The sequence below is a fragment of the Enterobacter cloacae complex sp. P2B genome (genome assembly GCF_014895985.1).
GTDB lineage: Bacteria > Pseudomonadota > Gammaproteobacteria > Enterobacterales > Enterobacteriaceae > Enterobacter > Enterobacter bugandensis.
This window is the reverse complement of the sequence record NZ_JADBQQ010000011.1, coordinates 252,393-270,966: the sequence shown is the minus strand read 5'-3', so window position 1 is coordinate 270,966 and position 18,574 is coordinate 252,393. Positions and strand designations below refer to the sequence as shown.

The window sequence follows — 18,574 nt, the reverse complement described above, 5'->3', positions numbered from 1 at the left end:
TATGTTTGCGCTCTGCGACGTGAATTCGTTCTACGCATCATGCGAGACGGTGTTTCGTCCCGATTTGAAAGGGCGGCCAGTGGTTGTTCTTTCGAACAATGACGGCTGCGTAATCGCGCGCAGCGCCGAGGCCAAGGCGGCTGGAATTACAATGGGAGAGCCTTTCTTCAAGCAAAAGGACTTATTTCGGCGCGCTGGGGTTGTTTGCTTCAGCAGTAACTACGAGCTGTACGCAGACATGTCGAATCGAGTAATGACCACACTGGAGGAGTTGAGCCCTCGCGTAGAAATTTACAGTATCGATGAAGCATTTTGTGACCTAACAGGTGTTCGCAATTGCCGGGATCTTACTGAGTTCGGCAAAGAAATCCGCGCTACCGTTCTGAAGCGGACGCACCTGACTGTCGGGGTTGGAATTGCCCAGACAAAGACACTGGCCAAGCTGGCCAACCACGCCGCGAAGAAATGGCAGCGGCAAACGGGAGGGGTAGTTGATTTATCCAATATCGACCGCCAGCGCCGATTGCTCGCCATCGTGCCAGTAGAAGATGTATGGGGCGTAGGCAGGCGCATCAGTAAGAAGCTGAATGCCATGGGCATCAAAACAGCTCTGGACCTTTCTGAACAAAGCACGTGGATTATCCGCAAACACTTCAATGTCGTGCTGGAGCGAACCGTCCGGGAACTGCGCGGCGAGCCCTGTCTCGAGCTGGAGGAATTTGCGCCGGCAAAGCAGGAGATCGTCTGTAGCAGGTCATTCGGTGAACGCGTCACTGATTACGAACAAATGAGGCAGGCTATTTGCAGTTATGCGGCCCGAGGCGCAGAAAAGTTGCGGGGAGAGCATCAGTACTGCCGCTTTATTTCTGCGTTCGTGAAAACCTCTCCCTTTGCGCTTAACGAGCCATATTACGGTAACAGCGCGTCCATGAAGCTTCTCACCCCTACACAGGATTCCCGCGACATAATCAACGCCGCGGTAAAGTGCCTGGACAAAATCTGGAAGGATGGACACCGGTACCAGAAAGCCGGCATTATGCTCGGGGACTTCTCCAGCCAAGGTGTGGCCCAGCTCAACCTGTTTGATGAGAACGCGCCGCGGGCTGGTAGCGAAAGGTTGATGGAAGTGCTCGATCACCTGAACGCTAAAGACGGGAAAGGAACTCTCTACTTTGCTGGGCAGGGCATTCAGCAACAGTGGCAAATGAAGCGAGAAATGCTGTCGCCTCGATATACGACGAGATATTCAGATCTGCTAAGAGTCCGATAAGTATTCCTGATGTCTTTGTCCGCTTTGTGCCATAAGCTGCCATTGCGCTAAGTTGCCGTAGAACAAACTATCGATCGCATTTTTCAGACTTGTCAGTCTGAAAATTATATGTAGACTTGCGAGTCTGTTTAATCATTTATTTGGTCATTTTCATGTTTACTTTAAAATCTTCTTCGGCAGCGCTCTATTCCTCGCGCATTTTGCTGACCTTTTTTTTCTGGATGGCAGGCATCTTCGGCCTGTTCAACTTTGGCGTAATCGTTCAGGAAATGATTGCTGTCGGTCTGCCCGTACCGACCTTTTTCGCAGTTGGAACCATCCTGTCTCAGCTTGGGGGATCCGCTCTGGTGATTTCTGACCGGTCCGGGTATGGCTGGGTTGGGGCAATGTTGCTGATTATATTTACATTGCTCACTATTCCGTTGGGCCATCCTTTCTGGACATTCAATGAACCTAAACGTACCCAAGAATTCCATATCGCTCTTGAGCATATTACAGTAATCGGGGGACTAATGATGAGCATGCTGCTTTCGGGACGCAAATGATGAATGAAAATAAACGACAGAAAGGCCGTCCTAAAGATCTCCTGAAGGAACAGGCTATAGTGCAGGCGGCGCGAAGACTTTTTCTGGAAAAGGGCCTTAATGTCACGACTGCAGAAATAGCGCGTATTGCAGGGGTGGCGAAAGCCACTCTTTATGCGAATTTTGCTGACAAGGAAACCTTGATTGAAGCTGTTCTGCGACAGGAATCAGATCTGACCATCAGCGACAGGGAGTTTTCACAACGCCACAACCTGCCCCTACAGGAAGTTTTAACTGCTTTTGGTAGCAGGTTTGTACGTTTCATAAACCAGAAAGAACTGATCGGTTGGGACAGGCTTATTGCCTCTGCCGCAATCCGACATCCTGACCTGCCCGGGCGCTTTTATGCAGCCGGCCCAGGCCGTGCGCAACAGATGTTGGAAACGATTATTGCCGAAGCAATAGAAGCTGGATTGCTGAGGGAGTGCAATGCCCGTGAAGCCGCCGACCATCTGGCTGGTTTATGGCTTGGTATGACGAGCCTTGAAATAAAACTCGGGGCGCGGAAGTCGTTAACTGATACAGAAATCCAACACAGGGTGGTACACTCTCTTGATGTATTTATGAGGGCCTACTCTACTGAGCAGCACTGAAATATTGGCGTAACATCAAGGTCCGCTTCTCGCTCAAAGCGGATCTTCGCAGTTGTCCGCTTCATGGGGTTCTCGGATCTCATGAGTAAGAAGACGATGATTGTGAAGAATGAAGCAGAAGAAAAGGCTGATTACGCCATAAATGACAATAATGTGAATATGTTAACAAACAGCTAATAATTTTGCGTTGTACGCAATAAATAACCAGGCTGGCGCGATCAGGTCGTTCCTGATGTCAGATCACCGGTGGCTGATTCCTGCTTTATCAGAGCAGCCACAGTCAGTACCGGCGTCAGTAAAGCAGGGGATCACATTCATATATAAACAGGTCAGACTCTGACAGACGCAATGACAGACAGGATGGTTTTGCCGGGCTCCTGAGAAAAGTCGGGAGCCAGTTGGGCTGACACTGAACTGAGCGAGGTGACAATTCCCCCGGCCTGTTCAGCCTGCTTCAGCACCGCGTCTTCTGTCCGGGAAGATCTGCTGCCGATGCAGTCCACCGGAATATAAACATGATAGCCATTCCTGAGCCCGCCCAGCGCGGTGAGCAAAACCGCAACTTCCGCCGTATAGCCTGACACCACAAGCGTTTTACGTCCTGTACGATGAATGGCGTCGGTCAGTTCTTTCACCTGGAACGGATCGGCTGTTTTACGGAAAATCGTATTTTCTGCACTGGCATACCCGGAAAGAGAAGAGACCAGTTCCCCGGGTCTGCCGTTCTGCGTAACCGTCAGAAAGAACGAGGGTGCGGAAACAGCTTTTGCCACTTTAGCAAGGCCACCAACGTTTGCGGCGAGCGATTCTGGCGGCATAGTCTTACTGGTGTTAATCAGACCGGGATGGAGATCGGCGAAGATAAAAATCACGTCATTTTTTTCGACGCTGAACCTTTTCGCCGTATCAGGTAGTAATTGCCCGCCATTCATCAGAACATCCTCCTTTTCGGGCGTAGCTCCGGCCCGTGCGGACGAACCCATAGCAAAAACGCCCAGCAGTGCGCTGGCCGTGTGGAGAAAACATCTTCTTTTCATATCGGGCACTCTTTAGATCCGGATAAGCAGTCAGGTATTAAAAATCTTTGTGCCGACAGTTCTGATCCGTTCCGGATCGCTGTGTTCAGTAAATAATGTTTTACCCGTATCCAGCCGGCTGATTTCCACCATGTCAGCATCACTGAGAGAAAAATCGAAAATATTGAAGTTTTCCTGAATACGCGGCAGATTGACTGATTTCGGAATAACGACAACGTTGCGCTGGATCAGCCAGCGCAGGATAACCTGGGCCACACTCCTGTTGTGAGTGCGGGCAAGAGAAGCAAGCACCGGGTTGTTGAAAAGGCCGTTTTTTCCTTCAGCGAACGAGGCCCATGATTGTGGCTGCACGTTAATGCCCTGCATAAATTCCACGTTCTGTGCCTGCTGAAAGAAGGGGTGCATTTCGACCTGATTGACGGCAGGTTTAATACGGTTAAAGGTGGCCAGATCGGTCAGCCGGTCCGGAGCAAAATTACTGACGCCGATAGATTTAATCAGTCCTTCGTCGTAAAGCTCTTCCATCGCGCGCCATGCCCCATGAACGTCAGAATAAGGCTGGTGGATAAGATAAAGATCGAGGTAGTCAAGTTTCAGACGTTCAAGCGAGCGCATGAATGCACTGCGGGCTTTGTCATATCCGGCGTCCTGAACCCACAGTTTTGTTGTAATAAACATATCGTTACGCGGCAGGCCGCTTTCGCGAATGGCTGCGCCAACCGCCACTTCATTTTCATAGGCTGCGGCGGTATCAACCATGCGGTAACCCGTCTCAAGTGCACCAAGAACGGCCTCCTGACACTGTTTCAAATCGCGCATCTGATAGACGCCAAAACCCAGCAGGGGCATCTGAACGCCGTTATTAAGCGTCGTAAATTTCATCAGCATTTTCCTTTCACGTTAGTCATCATTGACCCTTACAGGGCTGAGCTCTTGTTCAAGGGCTCACGGAATATTGCTATCCTACGGCAGCCGGATTAGCTTATTAATAACGTTAAGTCCAAATCACATTTGAAAAAATCTAATGGATCCATTTTCTGATATCCTCAACCTGCTTTCAGCCCGCAGTTATGCCACCGCTGGCCTGTCGGCCGGTCATCACTGGCACATGGCTTTTCCAGGCTTTAATGGCCTGAAATTCATTTACATCAGGAAGGGCGCGTTCTGGTTCAGACCTGAAGCCGAGCCCGAATGGATGAGAATGGAGGCTGGCACGGGCGTGATCCTCACCCGAAACGCATGTTTTATGATGGCCACAGATGTCACCTGTCCGGTGGAAGAGTCCCTGGAGAAAAAACGCCCCAGAGTCAGGGAAACGGTCAACTACGGCGGCGAGGATAATCTGCTGCTGGCCGGAAAAATGGAGATTGACTCCGCCGCCTCTGATCTTCTGCTTCAGGATCTGCCTCTGGTGCTCCGTTTTGATACCTATGCAAAAGAAAATTCGTCCCTCAGCACCCTGATGACCCTTTTATTCAATGAGAAAGTGTCAGAAAAGCCAGGCGCTTCTCAGGCCTGTGACCATCTCATGCACCTTATTATGATAGAGGTGTTACGAAACGGAATGGAAAATAACCGGAGTGGTGACGGGGTACTCACCAGCTATACCGATATCCGGATCAACAGGGTACTCAGAGCACTCCATCAGGAGCCAGAAAAAACATGGCGTCTGAGCGAAATGGCGGCCATAGCCGGTATATCGCGGGCTGGTTTTTCACGAAAATTTAAGGACACTACCGGGCTTACGCCTCTCCTGTACCTGACGAACTGGCGAATGCGGCTTGCAGGTAAATCCCTGAGGCACACCCGGGAGTCTGTAAAGCTGATTGCTTTTAAGCTGGGGTATCACTCGGAAAGCACTTTCAGTACGGCCTTCAAACGCGTTTATGGCGTGGCTCCGCGACTTTACCGCGATCAGCATCCGGGATCCCCCGATCTTACCGGCACGGAGTAACCGCCTGGAAGCAGGTCTGAGTCCGGGCCATTAATCAATGGAGAGCAGGACATTAATATAAATTGACAGGTACGCTGAGTTTTACAGGAACATCAATGATGAAGCTCTTTAATCCTGCGGTTCAGGGATTTTTGATCAATGTGTTTTCATATCATCCAGAAAATCTCATTCTCCCGGTATAATCAGCACGATTGAGGATTTCCTGATCCAAAACTCATATTTTCCGTAGACCTTTCCCACAGCTCAGGGATACCAGTCCGGCACAACTGGCTGACTATGAGTTGATCCCGCGTGGCATTCAATGAGACGCGTTGAACGAAGACCTATCACTTGCAGCCTGATGAGCCTGGAACTCTTCCTGGCCTGACAAATCAGTTGGCTTAGCCCTGTAGCCGGTGCCGATAATATTTCAGGATAACGTGTGTCACGATCTGTCCATAAATAAAGCCGCCGAGCCCAGAAAATATTACGGTGCCTGCTATGCCGCCAAAGTACGCTCCCGCGCCGCCGAAGGCCGCGCAGAGGGCGAGGCCTCCCCAGGTTTGCCAGTGCCGGAAGACCGATTTATACGCGCTCCGCCACCGTCTTCCGCGCTCCCGATAAGATAAGTCTTTTAGTTCGGTAATACTTTTCAGGGTCCAGTAAATTTTCACGGTGAGTTCCTTGTTCCGTTGCCTAAGCGAAGGAAAACATAAAACGTCGGCACAGGAAATGATTCTCAATGTCCGCTTCTCGCTCATTTCGGACGTGACACGTCTCTTTTGACCTTACTATTGTGATACCTCGATTAGCTCCGGCCCCTGATTCTTCACATTTCCAACGGCGCGCGTCACTGCGTGCCAGATAAACTTGTCGGCTGACACAGCACCATCGGCTGCTATCTCCTCAGCTTCTTTCCCTCCGACATCCTGACGCATCCACTCGCGCGCCGCTCTAGGTGACAGTACCAGCGGCCGCCGATCGTGTATATCCACTAGGCCTTTGTCAGCGGCAGACGTTACTATCAAAAAACCTTCTGCTTCATCGCCTCGCTCAAACGGTGTGCTGCCGATCGCCGCCATAAAAATCGGCTGGCCGTCTGCCCGATGGATAAAATAAGGCTGTTTCTTATCACCTTCTTTCTTCCATTCGAACCAACCATCAGCGAAGCAAATTGCCCGGCCATGCTGCCAGAGAGGTTTATACATCCTGCTGGTGGCCACCGTCTCGACGCGCGCGTTAATCAGTGGCGGCTTACCCCACCACCCGGGCGCGTAACCCCAGAAAACTGGATCAAGGTGCAGTTTCTCGTCGCGTTCGCTCAGCAGCAGGACTTTGGTACCTGGCGCCACGTTGTACCGGCCAATAGGTTCCGGGTCATAGGCAATGTCACGATCGGCTTTGTCGGCCAGGTAAGTCAGATATTCTTCACGGGTTTGTGCTTGTGCAAAACGTCCACACATAGAAACCTCCAATCAGTCAGACTGAAAGTATAGGGCAGGGAGAAAAAGAGGTACGTACTGAGTAAAGTTAGGGGCAAATTTAGGGGCAAAAATGCGAAATAGGGGCAAAAAAAGGGCACAAAAAATGTAGTTCTGGGTAGCTTCAGGGAGAAGTTATTATGCTATAACTAATTGAATTAAATGATAAAATCAATGATATCAATGGGTTGGCAAAATCAGCGTAGCTTGTTCAGGTTGTATTGCTCTTTCTTTGTATTAGATTGATTTTCTTGCATTTATTACTACCTTCGGAGCCAGTAGCGGCGAAAGACGGGTTAGCGCCGGCAGATAATAGCCAGCAGGCAAAAGTATGCCGCGTATGGTACGGATTCCGGCGGCGAATGCCAGCACGTTTTACACTCTGCGCAATAGCTAATAAAGCGTAGTCGGCTTTCTGTTCGCCATCCGGGAGAGGGGGGACCAAAACAAACTGGCGTTATCGTTGAACGCGGAAGCCATAAGGTACTGCTTGCTCATGATGGCGCGTATGCGAAGCTTCACAAAATGCAATTCGGTGCGTCGAAGAGGTCATTCATTTTGATGCCCGCATGCAATAGCGGGCTGATAGCACCTGACCGGATAATGCGTAAGATAGCGTATAATGCTTTCCCGACATACGCTTACATATTCCGTGACTGACCCTATGACATTAAATCGCTTTTGTTTTGTTCTGCTGATCTTCGCTGCGATCGGCAGCTTTTTTTCCTCGTATCCTTTTGCCATGTGGTTTCTGTTGATTAATATGCTGACGATAGCGATTTATGGTGTCGACAAAACGGCGGCACGAAAAGCGATGCGCAGGATACCGGAAGTCACTTTACTGACGTTTGGTACTGTGGGAGGGTGGCCAGGCGCCATATTGGGCCAACAGCTCTTTCGCCATAAAACGCAGAAGCAACCCTTCAAAACCTGGTTTTTGCTGAGCATCGTCGTGAATATTTCAGCCACGGCGGCGCTTTATCATTTCTTTCCCTTTATTCTTTTTTGAACGTCATCAGGACGCACAAATTCACCGTTGACCTCAAGTTAACTTAAGCTTTTAAGATGGCTACGACATGTTGATACAGGAGTAACATCTTAAAATGAAAGATATTGATGTAGGATTCACTCATGTTGCGTTTATGGTCAGGGATCTGGAGAAGAGCCTTGCTTTCTATCGCCGATATGCCGGGATGGACGTCATCCATTCGCGTGAGCCCGATCTTCCAACTGCCCGTAAAGTGGCGTGGCTAACTGACCATACGCGTCCTTTTGCGCTGGTTCTGGTGCAAGCGGACACCGTGACCGATACGCCGCTGGGGCATTTTGGCCACCTTGGGATTGCCTGCGCCACGCGCGAAGAAATTGACAGAAAAACTGCGATGGCCGCTAAAGAAGGGGTGTTGAGGAAAGCGCCGGAAGATCTGGGTGACCCCGTCGGCTATTATGTATTTTTTGCCGATCCTGACGGTAATACCTTAGAGCTTTCATACGGCCAGCGTGTCGGAATAACAGCGATCCAGGCGAAATAGTAAAACGCCTGAAAACGGTCTGAAAAATCCTGCTACGCTTGTTTGTTGTATCAGGAGCATGAGTATGAAGAACAAAGACGAACAAACAGGATTAGTGGGGCTGGCGATTGGGGCTGCCGTTATAGGGCTGGTTTCATCGCAAAAAACGATCGATCGTGACAGCATTGTCAACGAACTTGTCAGGCTGGGCAGGCAGAAAGGCGATGGTGTAGAAGATGAGGTTTTTCTCAAAGCTGCCGAACTGGTAAGAAAAGGGGTATAGCCAATGGCTGACATTCGTCATGCACAGTGCCACTGTGGTGCGGTGGCCTTTACCGTCGAACTGACTGACGGCTTGAATACCGCGCGGCGCTGCAGCTGCTCTTTTTGCCGTATGCGGGGCGCGATTGTGGTCTCTGCACCGCTGTCGGGTATCACCGTGACCAGAGGTGAGGATAAGCTGACGGAGTACCGGTTCAACACGGGGACGGCGCGGCATTTCTTCTGCTCGGTCTGCGGGATTTACACGTTCCATCAGCGTCGCTCTAACCCAAATGAATACGGCGTCAATGTGGCCTGTTTTAAAAATGTGTCGCCGTTTGATTTCCCAGAAGTGACGGTGATGGATGGCGTAAACCATCCGAGCGACGGCGAAAGCGGCGTTTTTGGCTATCTCTCGTTTCGCAAAAAAGAGATCAATCAAGATTAATCACCGCCTGGCCTTTTTTTTATCAGCCTGGCTATAGTGGGAAGTGGGTTTCTAAAACAGGAGAAATTATGCTCTGTGTAGAAAAAGACGATCCGCGTGAGGCCCCGGAATCAGGGGATAAAAAACCTCAACCCGTGAAAAAATAACGCTCGAAATGCGTATGACCGCCACCGGCACTGCTGGTGGCTTTTTTCTGGGAATCACTGTTAATGGTGATCCAGATGGTTTAGCAGCGTGCCGAGATGCCCGACAATATCTCGAAAATCAAAGATTAACGCCATCCACAAGCATGCTAAAAGTGTCAGAATGGTAACGGATATACGACCAAACAACGCAGGTATCCTTAATGAAGAGGGGGATATCGGCGCAGTCTAACCCGCTTTCTTTCAACTTATCCTCAACAATATCGCGATAAAGCGCTGTTGTGAGACAAACATCAAAAAAAGGAGAGCCCGCAGCGTCATGCGGGCTCTGACCATCAGAACTGGTAAACCAGGCCTAATGCAACGACATCGTCGGTGCTGATACCGTTGTTTTTGTAGAAGCTGTCATCTTCATCCAGCAGGTTGATTTTATAATCAACGTAGGTGGACATGTTCTTGTTGAAATAGTAAGTCGCGCCTACGTCCGCATATTTAACCAGGTCCTGATCGCCCTGACCGTTGCCCAGGTCTTTCCCTTTAGACTGCAGGTAAGAAATGGCCGGACGCAGACCGAAATCGAACTGGTACTGTGCGGTCACTTCGAAGTTCTGAGTTTTGTTGGCAATACCACCGCCTGATTTGCTATCACCTAAACCGTACGGCGTCATATTACGGGTTTCAGAATACATCGCCGCCAGGTAGATATTATTTGCGTCATATTTGAGGCCAGCAGTCCAGGCATCCGCTTTATCACCACCCGCATATTGAGATGCAGCGCCAGTACCTGCGCTTACCTGGTCATTTGTACGGTCAGATGAGGCGTAGGCGGCACCGGCACTGAACCCCATGCCGAAATCATAGGTGGTTGAAATACCGAAGCCGTCACCATTCTCATAACGCATGTCGCGGCCGTTGTTGGTGCCTTCCTGATTGTTGCTGGCATCTTCATTGTTGCCCTGATACTGCAGCGCGAAGTTCAGACCCTGCACCAGACCATAGAAATCAGTGTTGCGGTAGGTTGCCACGCCGTTGGCGCGGCCGGTCATAAAGTTATCCGCATAGGTGTAAGAGTCGCCACCGAACTCAGGCAGCATATCGGTCCAGCCTTCCACGTCGTACAGCACGCCATAGTTACGACCATAATCGAAGGAACCGTAGTCACCCACTTTGACACCCGCGAAGGCCAGACGCGTCCAGGACTGATTATCAGACCCTTCGGTGTTATTCGCCTGAATGTTATATTCCCACTGCGCGTAGCCGGTCATCATGTCGTTAATCTGCGTTTCACCTTTGAAACCCAGACGCATGTAGGTTTGATCGCCGTCTTTAGAGGCATCATCGGAGAAATAGTGCAGACCATCTACTTTTCCGTACAGATCTAATTTGTTGCCGTCTTTATTATAAATTTCTGCCGCATGCGCGGCGCCAGCCATTAACAGAGCTGGAATCATCAGAGCCAGTACTTTTCTTTGCATCGTGATATTCCTTTGCAGTTGTTTTTATTTGATTACCTGTTGAACTTTCTGAAACCGAAAGTTGTCCCATGCTAAATCACTCCTGTGAAAGAGTAATAAAATATAATTGTTACTAATTGAGTAAAATCTCAAAGGAATAAATCCACGGAAATGATCATTGTTGTGGTGAATGATTGAAAATGATTCATATTAAATAAAAATTATTAATTGGTGATTAAATCAGGTAATCTCTGCGCCGTTATATGCCTTTAAGATTATTTATCCATAATTATCGTGAATGTCATTTGGGAAACTAAAGAGAGATTCATTAATTATCTGGATTAGCCCGATGTGAAGACATCGGGCTTTTTTTATGGCAAAAAAATGCCCGGACAAGCCGGGCAGTGGAGTTAGTCGCTGGTTGATTTTTCGGCTTTACCCGCCATTTGTGCCAGGAAGTCATACCGTTTTTGCAGATCTTCGGCGGCGTCTTTCCAGAGCTGTTCTGCCACCTCAGGCTGTTGCGCATTCAGACGGCGGAAGCGCTGTTCCTGCATCAGCGTCTCTGCCAGGGCATCTGACGGCGGACGTGAATCCAGCGCCAGCGGTAATTTGCCCTCGTCCGCACGGCGCGGATCGAACCGGTAGAGCGGCCAGAAGCCGGTGGCCGTCAGTTGACGCATCTGATCGTGGCTGAGGGCCAGGTCGTAGCCATGCTCTTCGCACGGGCTGTAGGCAATGATCAGCGACGGCCCCGGATACGATTCAGCCTCCTGAATGGCTTTCACCGTCTGGTTAAGCTGCGCCCCCAGCGAGATTTGCGCGACGTAAACGTGGCCGTACATCATCATGCTCACGCCGAGATCCTTACGTGCCTTGCGTTTACCGTGTTCACCAAATTTCGTGACGGCGCCCAGCGGCGTGGCTTTCGATGCCTGCCCACCGGTATTGGAATAACACTGCGTATCCAGAACCAGAATGTTGACGTTTTCGGTCAGGCTTAATACATGATCCAGCCCGCCAAAGCCGATGTCGTAAGCCCAGCCGTCACCACCAATCAGCCAGATCGATTTTTCGACCAGGGCGTCAGCGTCGGTCAGAAGCTGTTCAGCGCCGTCAATTCCCTTGAGTGCGCTGCGAAGTGCAGCTACCTGCTCGCGACGAACCTCTGGCGTGGCTTCTGCGTGTAGCGCCGCGTTAAGTTCAGCCGGGATCTTATCGGCAAATTGTTCAAGCAGGCGCATCACGCGCGCGCGGTGCTGGTCAACGGTGAGTCGGAAGCCCAGGCCAAATTCGGCGTTATCCTCGAATAACGAGTTAGCCCATGCCGGACCGCGCCCATTCGCATCGGTGGTGTACGGCGTGGAGGGCAGGTTACCGCCATAGATAGACGAGCAGCCGGTGGCGTTGGCAATCAGCATCCTGTCACCATACAGCTGGGTAAGCAGTTTGATGTACGGCGTTTCACCGCAGCCGGAGCATGCGCCGGAGTACTCGAACAGCGGCGTGATCAGCTGCGAGGTACGAATATCAATGCGTTCCAGCTTGCTGCGATCGATTTCCGGCAGGTTCAGGAAGAAGTCATAATTCACTTTTTCTTCTTCAACGTGTTCAAGGCGCGACATCATATTGATGGCTTTGATGTCCGGGTTCTGCCTGTCCTTCGCCGGGCAAACCTCAACGCACAGGTTACACCCGGTGCAGTCTTCCGGTGCGACTTGCAGAACGTATTTCTGGCCGCGCATGTCGCGGGATTTTACATCCAGAGAGTGCAGGCTGGCCGGGGCATCTTCCATTGCTTCCGGTGACACCACTTTGGCGCGAATGGCCGAGTGCGGGCAGGCCGCGACGCAGTGGTTACACTGGGTACAGAGTTCTTCTTTCCAGATGGGGATCGCTTCGGCGATGTTGCGTTTTTCCCAGCGGGTGGTGCCCATCGGCCAGGTTCCGTCCGGCGGCAGCGCAGAGACGGGCAGGGCGTCACCCAGCCCGGCCAGCATGGCGGCCGTGACGGTCTTCACGAAATCAGGTGCGGAATCCGAGACCACCGGAGGGCGATTCGGGCTGGCGTCATTGACCGGCTGCAGCGGCACCTCGAACAGCGACTCGCGCGCCAGCGCCAGCGCCTGCCAGTTTCGCTCTACCAGCTCCTGCCCCTTGCTGCTGTAGCTTTTGGCGATGGCGCCCTGAAGTTCCACCAGCGCGCTGTCGCCCGGCAGGATATTGGTCAGATGGAAGAAGGCCATTTGCATGACGGTATTAATACGCGCGGCCAGGCCACATTCGCGGGCAATTTTCGCCGCGTTAACCACATAGAATCGGGCTTTTTTCTGATTCAGCACCGTCTGTACTTCCTGCGGCAGGCGCGCCCAGACCTCATCCGCATTGTATGGCGTATTGAGGAGGAAAATACCGCCGGGCTTCAGGCGCTCAGCCATCTGGTACTTGTCGATAAACTGCAGCTGATGGCAGCCAACAAAGTCGGCCTGAGAAATAAGGTAGGCCGAGCGGATGGGCTGCTCGCTGACGCGCAGGTGAGAAACGGTCAGACCGCCAGCTTTTTTGGAGTCGTAGACGAAGTAACCCTGCGCGTAACACGGGGTTGAATTGCCGATGATCTTGATGTTGTTTTTGGTGGCCGAGACGCTGCCGTCGCTGCCCAGGCCGTAGAACAGCGCTTCAAGTTTGGCCGTCGCAGGCAGGGTATTTTCCGGTAAAGGCAGGGAAAGATTCGTTACGTCATCATAAATGCCGACCGTGAAACGCGGCTTGGGTTTCGCTTCCCTTAGCTCGTTAAACACGGCCAGCACGCAGTCCGGCCCAAACTCTTTGGAAGACAGGCCATAGCGACCGCCAATAACGCGCGGTAACGTTTCACGTTCGCCGTTATTAAAGGCTTCAGCGAGGGCGGTCATCACGTCAAGATACAGCGGTTCCGCGTGTGCGCCCGGCTCTTTGGTTCGATCGAGCACCGCCACGGTACGCGCGCTTTCCGGCAGGGCAGAGAGCAGATGTTTAGCCGAGAACGGGCGGTAAAGACGCACTTTAAGCACGCCGACCTTTTCGCCGCGGGTCAGCAGCTCGTCAACGACTTCTTCACAGGTGCCGATAGCGGATCCCATCAGCATAATCACGCGCTCGGCCTGCGGATGGCCGTAGTATTCGAACGGCTTGTACTCGCGTCCGGTTGCGGCGGCAAAGTCATTCATTGCCTGCTCGACGTGGTCATAAACCGCGTTGTACCACGGGTTTGTGGCCTCGCGTGACTGGAAATAAGTATCCGGGTTTGCCGATGTCCCGCGAATTACCGGATGTTCCGGGTTAAGGGCGCGGGCGCGATGCGCGTCGATTTCCGCCTGCGGCAGAAGCTCAAGGATAGTCTCGTTAGCCAGCGGGACGATTTTGTTGATTTCGTGAGAGGTACGGAAACCATCAAAGAAGTGAATAAACGGCACGCGACTTTTGAGCGTGGCGATATGCGAAATTAAGGCAAAGTCCTGCGCTTCTTGAACGCTGCTGGCACACAGCATCGCGCATCCGGTCTGGCGCACGGCCATCACGTCCGAGTGATCGCCAAAAATTGAGAGTGCGTGGGTGGCCACCGTACGCGCCGCGACGTGCAGGACGAAGGGGGTCAGTTGTCCCGCGAGTTTGTACAGCGTTGGGATCATCAACAGCAATCCCTGAGAGGAGGTGAACGACGTGGAAAGCGCGCCAGTCTGCAGCGCACCGTGGACCGTAGCAATCGCACCCGCTTCAGACTGCATTTCAACCACTCTCGGGACATCGCCCCAGACGTTTTTTAACCCGTTTCCCGCCCAGGCATCCGCCTGCTCGGCCATAGTTGAACTTGGCGTGATCGGATAGATGGCGATAACTTCACTGGTGCGAAACGCGACTGAGGCAACTGCACCATTACCGTCAATAGTTTGCATAGGACGACACCCTTACATTGCGCAAAAAATAGGGGGCTGTCATAAGGCGACAAACCCTGAATATTATCTGTGTAGTCTAGCAAACAGGGGGTTTTACGATTTTCGCTTTTGTGTCCTCGGTATTCCCACCATCAATGGTTAGATCAAACTTAGGGCGAAAAAATTGCGAGAAATTGTTTCAGCGGCGCATAAATACGCACTTCCGCTCTCGACGACACGGGATGTGATGCCTATTATGCTTAGGTTTCGCACTAATTACGGGGAAGAGAGCATGCGTTCAGCATTTTGGGTAGGATGTGCCGCGTTGTTGTTGTCGGCATGTAGCAGTGAACCTGTGCAGCAGGCCACGGCGGCCCACGTGGCGCCGGGAATGAAAGCGGCAATGTCCAGTTCAGGCCAGGCCAACTGCGCCATGATTGGCGGCTCGCTGTCTGTTGCCCGCCAGCTTGACGGTTCGGCTATTGGGATGTGCGCCTTGCCAAACGGCAAACGCTGCAGTGAACAGTCGCTTGCCGTTGGAAGCTGCGGTAGCTACTGATTATTCTGCTCGCTTAAACATCAGCGTCTTATCGGCCGTCGCCAGCGTCAGCTGGTCTTCAGTCAGGTCGACCTGCGCCCCTTTGCGCAGCATGTCGCCGATGGCCTGATCCAGCTCGTTAAGCTGTGGTTCGGTACAAAATTTGCGGGTCATCGCCAGCGTTTTCACTTTCAGTTCACCTTCGGACAGCTTTCCCTGCCCGTTGAAGCGGTTACACATCTGGCCCGAAACGCTAATGTTATCAATGAGGCTAATGTCGGGAAGCGCGTTAAAAGCGATCTCAGGCTGCGTTGTCATGCCCTTCACGGATTTGCCGTCCACGTTTTCCAGAACAAAACGGTGGCTCTTCAGCTGATCCGGCTGAACGGATGCTTTGCCTGGATTAACGCAGCCGCTGAGGACAAGGCTGATAACACTTAACGCGATGAGCTTTTTCATTTTTCTTCTCAAATAATAAATTCTGTGAATCTTTTACCAGTGTAACGATACTCTGCGGTGCGTTAATGGGGTTTATCTGAAAGTGCGGGGTGGTGCCGGGCAGCGCAGGGCTGCCCGGAATGAAGTTTAATGCGATTTAAACCCGGCAGCCGTCATCAGCATGCGAAAGAGCATGCTGACTGCTGCCAGCGCAAGAACGCTGCCGCCCCAGATAATGGCCAGCCACAGCAATCTTTTCCAGACAGGTTGTTGCATCAGTGATAACCCTCCCCAGGCTGAACTTTGCCGCGAAATACGTAGTAGCTCCAGAAGGTGTAGACCAGAATAACGGGAATGATCAACAGCGCGCCCACCAGCATAAAGCCCTGGCTTTGCGTCGGCGCGGCGGCCTGCCACAGGGTGATCGACGGCGGTATGATATGCGGCCAGATGCTGATCCCAAGCCCGCTAAAGCCGAGAAATATTAGCCCAAGCGTCAGAATAAACGGCCGAGCATGGCTGTCAGGATTACTCAGGCAGCGCCACTGGTAGAAGCTAAACATGATGACCAGGGCAGGGACTGGCAGCAGATAAAACAGATTCGGCAGCGTAAACCAGCGCGCCGCGATGGCCGGGTGCGCCAGCGGCGTCCAGAGGCTGATCGCTGCGATAAACGCCAGAAGCACGATTAACAGCGTTTTCGATACCTCACGCATCCGCTGCTGCAGCGCATTTTCGCTTTTCATCACCAGCCAGGTTGAGCCTAACAGCGCGTAGGCCACCACCAGACCCGCGCCGCAGAACAGGTTAAACGCGGTAAACCAGTCAAACGGTCCACCGGTATACGTTCTGCCAGTGACGCTAAAGCCGTTAATGACGGCACCTACCGTCACGCCCTGGGTAAAGGTCGCCAGAACGGAACCGCCAATAAACGCCTTATCCCAGAAAGGACGGTGGGCCGGGGTGGCTTTAAAGCGAAATTCAAACGCCACGCCGCGGAATATAAGTCCGATCAGCATTAACGTCAGCGGAATGGTCAGAGCATCAATAATCACCGCATAGGCCAGTGGGAATGCACCGAACAGGGCGGCACCACCCAGCACCAACCAGGTCTCATTGCCGTCCCAGACCGGTGCGACGCTGTTGACCATCACGTCGCGATCGTCGGCGTTTTGTGTTGCCGGGAACAGAATACCGATTCCCAGATCAAACCCGTCCATGACGATATACATCAGCGTGGCAAAGACGATGATGACAAACCAGATAATGGAAAGATCGATACCCATTATGGCTGCTCCTTATGTTCAGCTGTGACGGCAGAAAGCGGGCGCGCCGGGCGTCCATCGGACTCGGTGGCGAACGATTCATGCGGCTGCGGGCCTTTTCGGATGAGGCGCACCATATAGCTGTAGCCCACGCCGAATACCGAGGTATAGACGACGAAGAAGGCCAGCAGGCTCACGCTCATATGCAGGTCACCATGGGCTGAAACCGCATCCTTCGTTCGCTGGAGTCCGTAGACCACCCACGGCTGGCGGCCGACTTCGGTGGTGACCCATCCGGCCAGAATGGCAATCAGCCCGGATGGCCCCATCAGCAGGGCAAACCACAGGAACGGACGCGAAGAATAAACCCGCTTTTTATAACGCAGCCAAAGCGCCACTACCCCAAGCAGCAGCATCAGCATCCCTAAACCCACCATAATGCGGAACGACCAGAAGACGATGGTGGAATTAGGACGGTCTTCTTTTGGAAACTCTTTTAGCGCAGGGACCTGTTTATCCAGGCTGTGCGTCAGGATGAGGCTACCCAGCGCCGGGATCGCCAGTCCAAAGCGGGTGCGCTCCTGCTCCATGTCAGGCCAGCCAAACAGCAGCAGCGGGGTAGGCTCGCCCGGCGGGTTTTCCCAATGGCCTTCAATAGCGGCAATCTTGGCGGGCTGATGCTTTAAGGTGTTCAACCCGTGCATATCGCCAACCAGGGCCTGGATGGGTGCAACAATCAGCGTCATCCACAGCGCCATCGAAAACATCGCCCGAATGGCAGGGGTATTATTCCCGCGCAGCAGATGCCATGCCGCGGATGCACCGACAAACAGGGCGCTACTCAGGAATGCCGCAATCGACATGTGCAGCAGGCGGTAGGGGAAAGAGGGGTTAAATACCACGGCGAACCAGTCCACCGGTACCACCTGACCGTTGACGATCTCGTAGCCTTGCGGGGTCTGCATCCAGCTGTTCGAGGAGAGGATCCAGAAGGTTGAGATAATGGTGCCCAGCGCCACCATGCAGGTGGAGAAGAAGTGCAGCCCTGGCCCCACTTTATTCCAGCCGAACAGCATCACGCCGAGGAACCCGGCTTCGAGGAAGAAGGCGGTAAGCACTTCATAGGTCAGTAGCGGGCCGGTAATGCTGCCTGCAAACTGCGAAAAGCCGCTCCAGTTGGTGCCAAACTGGTAGGCCATCACCAGCCCGGAGACCACGCCCATGCCAAAGTTGACGGCAAAAATCTTCGACCAGAAATGGTACAGCGAGCGCCAGACCGGATTTTTTGTTTTCAGCCACAGCCCTTCGAGCACGGCAAGATAGCTGGCCAGGCCGATGGTGATGGCCGGGAAAATAATGTGAAAGGATACGGTAAAGGCAAACTGTATCCGCGCAAGGTGAAAAGCATCTAAACCAAACATGCAATACTCCGCGATGTAATTATGTCGATGCCATTCTAAGCCGCGCCAGCGCTGGGTTGCAGAGACAGACCTGGGTTATTTATCTATAACAGTTTTCTTGCCTGCCTTTGCTTTATATTGCTGGGCGGCAATATTTCTGCCCAAGGGAGGTTCATTTTCGTAATGCCCAGAGGTAAATCAACATGGCATTGAGCAAAAATGAGAAGATGAAAAGCAACAGTGTATAGCTTTCACTCCATTCAAGTTCAGTCATAAAGCCAAAATGTCTGGTGAAGAGATGATA

The 18,574-nt window shown here is 52.3% G+C and carries 20 protein-coding genes and 2 pseudogenes; 11 read left to right on the top strand and 11 right to left on the bottom strand.

The annotated features are described in order from the left end of the window. Position 1 precedes the first annotated feature (1 nt). The 3 genes from IM313_RS11405 (at position 2) to IM313_RS11395 (ending at position 2,447) form a co-directional block, all read left to right on the top strand. Positions 2–1,270 carry a Y-family DNA polymerase gene (locus tag IM313_RS11405; protein WP_028015885.1) on the top strand — a complete coding sequence of 423 codons (1,269 nt, stop codon included), beginning with the start codon at positions 2–4 and terminating at the stop codon, positions 1,268–1,270. A 152-nt stretch (positions 1,271–1,422) separates the two neighbouring features. Further along, positions 1,423–1,815, top strand: a complete 393-nt coding sequence (locus IM313_RS11400) for a DoxX family protein (protein WP_192971143.1) — start codon at positions 1,423–1,425, stop codon at positions 1,813–1,815. Continuing rightward, complete coding sequence (locus IM313_RS11395) at positions 1,815–2,447, top strand: TetR/AcrR family transcriptional regulator (RefSeq protein WP_048998599.1); 633 nt, start codon at positions 1,815–1,817, stop codon at positions 2,445–2,447. The genes IM313_RS11400 and IM313_RS11395 overlap by 1 nt, the downstream gene beginning before the upstream one ends. Positions 2,448–2,776: 329 nt before the next feature. Here the strand turns inward: IM313_RS11395 and IM313_RS11390 are convergent, their stop codons facing one another. Together IM313_RS11390 and IM313_RS11385 are read right to left on the bottom strand one after the other, a co-directional pair. Further along, positions 2,777–3,484 carry an isochorismatase family protein gene (locus IM313_RS11390; RefSeq protein ID WP_226837284.1) on the bottom strand — a complete coding sequence of 236 codons (708 nt, stop codon included), beginning with the start codon at positions 3,482–3,484 and terminating at the stop codon, positions 2,777–2,779. A gap of 30 nt (positions 3,485–3,514) precedes the next feature. Beyond that, the gene (locus IM313_RS11385; protein WP_048998602.1) at positions 3,515–4,366 is read right to left on the bottom strand and encodes an aldo/keto reductase; all 852 of its coding nucleotides are present in this window, start codon (positions 4,364–4,366) and stop codon (positions 3,515–3,517) included. Between the two features lie 142 nt (positions 4,367–4,508). Here IM313_RS11385 and IM313_RS11380 point away from each other — a divergent pair, with 142 nt between their 5' ends. Next, positions 4,509–5,438 (top strand): AraC family transcriptional regulator, encoded by a 930-nt coding sequence (locus IM313_RS11380; protein WP_048998593.1) that lies wholly within the window; start codon positions 4,509–4,511, stop codon positions 5,436–5,438. A gap of 380 nt (positions 5,439–5,818) precedes the next feature. Here IM313_RS11380 and IM313_RS11375 read toward each other — a convergent pair whose 3' ends face one another. The 3 genes and pseudogenes from IM313_RS11375 to IM313_RS22570 form a co-directional block, all read right to left on the bottom strand. Next, positions 5,819–6,091 (bottom strand): hypothetical protein, encoded by a 273-nt coding sequence (locus IM313_RS11375; RefSeq protein ID WP_048998595.1) that lies wholly within the window; start codon positions 6,089–6,091, stop codon positions 5,819–5,821. A 117-nt stretch (positions 6,092–6,208) separates the two neighbouring features. Continuing rightward, positions 6,209–6,880, bottom strand: coding sequence for an SOS response-associated peptidase (locus IM313_RS11370; RefSeq protein WP_192971142.1), 672 nt, complete (start codon positions 6,878–6,880; stop codon positions 6,209–6,211). A gap of 295 nt (positions 6,881–7,175) precedes the next feature. Next, positions 7,176–7,349, bottom strand: a pseudogene (locus tag IM313_RS22570) (site-specific integrase); the annotation flags it as partial. Here IM313_RS22570 and IM313_RS22565 point away from each other — a divergent pair. From IM313_RS22565 to IM313_RS22560, 6 genes and pseudogenes are all read left to right on the top strand, one after another. After that, positions 7,346–7,435, top strand: a pseudogene (locus IM313_RS22565) (ABC transporter); the annotation flags it as partial. The pseudogenes IM313_RS22570 and IM313_RS22565 sit on opposite strands and share 4 nt — an antisense overlap. A 127-nt stretch (positions 7,436–7,562) precedes the next feature. After that, positions 7,563–7,907, top strand: a complete 345-nt coding sequence (locus tag IM313_RS11365) for a DUF1294 domain-containing protein (protein ID WP_192971141.1) — start codon at positions 7,563–7,565, stop codon at positions 7,905–7,907. 94 nt (positions 7,908–8,001) lie between these two features. Then, positions 8,002–8,430, top strand: coding sequence for a VOC family protein (locus IM313_RS11360; protein WP_028013318.1), 429 nt, complete (start codon positions 8,002–8,004; stop codon positions 8,428–8,430). 64 nt (positions 8,431–8,494) lie between these two features. Next, the gene (locus tag IM313_RS11355) at positions 8,495–8,692 is read left to right on the top strand and encodes a hypothetical protein (protein ID WP_028013317.1); all 198 of its coding nucleotides are present in this window, start codon (positions 8,495–8,497) and stop codon (positions 8,690–8,692) included. Between the two features lie 3 nt (positions 8,693–8,695). After that, positions 8,696–9,118, top strand: coding sequence for a GFA family protein (locus IM313_RS11350; RefSeq protein WP_048999945.1), 423 nt, complete (start codon positions 8,696–8,698; stop codon positions 9,116–9,118). A 68-nt stretch (positions 9,119–9,186) separates the two neighbouring features. Beyond that, complete coding sequence (locus IM313_RS22560) at positions 9,187–9,264, top strand: hypothetical protein (protein ID WP_223239581.1); 78 nt, start codon at positions 9,187–9,189, stop codon at positions 9,262–9,264. Between the two features lie 332 nt (positions 9,265–9,596). Here the strand turns inward: IM313_RS22560 and ompC are convergent, their stop codons facing one another. Both ompC and nifJ read right to left on the bottom strand, forming a co-directional pair. Beyond that, positions 9,597–10,736, bottom strand: coding sequence for a porin OmpC (gene ompC / locus IM313_RS11345; protein ID WP_192971140.1), 1,140 nt, complete (start codon positions 10,734–10,736; stop codon positions 9,597–9,599). A gap of 389 nt (positions 10,737–11,125) precedes the next feature. Next, positions 11,126–14,650, bottom strand: a complete 3,525-nt coding sequence (gene nifJ, locus IM313_RS11340) for a pyruvate:ferredoxin (flavodoxin) oxidoreductase (RefSeq protein ID WP_192971139.1) — start codon at positions 14,648–14,650, stop codon at positions 11,126–11,128. A gap of 271 nt (positions 14,651–14,921) precedes the next feature. Here nifJ and IM313_RS11335 point away from each other — a divergent pair, with 271 nt between their 5' ends. After that, entirely contained in the window at positions 14,922–15,188 is a 267-nt protein-coding gene (locus tag IM313_RS11335) for a DUF333 domain-containing protein (RefSeq protein ID WP_028013313.1), read from the top strand. Here the strand turns inward: IM313_RS11335 and hslJ are convergent, their stop codons facing one another. From hslJ to IM313_RS11315, 4 genes are all read right to left on the bottom strand, one after another. Next, a complete protein-coding gene (gene hslJ / locus IM313_RS11330) occupies positions 15,189–15,626 on the bottom strand; it encodes a heat shock protein HslJ (protein WP_048999940.1) in 438 nt (145 codons plus the stop codon). A gap of 126 nt (positions 15,627–15,752) precedes the next feature. Beyond that, entirely contained in the window at positions 15,753–15,881 is a 129-nt protein-coding gene (locus IM313_RS11325; RefSeq protein ID WP_008501283.1) for a DUF2474 domain-containing protein, read from the bottom strand. Next, positions 15,881–16,891, bottom strand: coding sequence for a cytochrome d ubiquinol oxidase subunit II (gene cydB, locus IM313_RS11320; RefSeq protein ID WP_048999938.1), 1,011 nt, complete (start codon positions 16,889–16,891; stop codon positions 15,881–15,883). Before cydB ends, IM313_RS11325 begins: the two co-directional genes overlap by 1 nt. Further along, positions 16,891–18,291, bottom strand: coding sequence for a cytochrome ubiquinol oxidase subunit I (locus tag IM313_RS11315; protein ID WP_048999936.1), 1,401 nt, complete (start codon positions 18,289–18,291; stop codon positions 16,891–16,893). The genes cydB and IM313_RS11315 overlap by 1 nt, the downstream gene beginning before the upstream one ends. Positions 18,292–18,574: the final 283 nt, after the last annotated feature.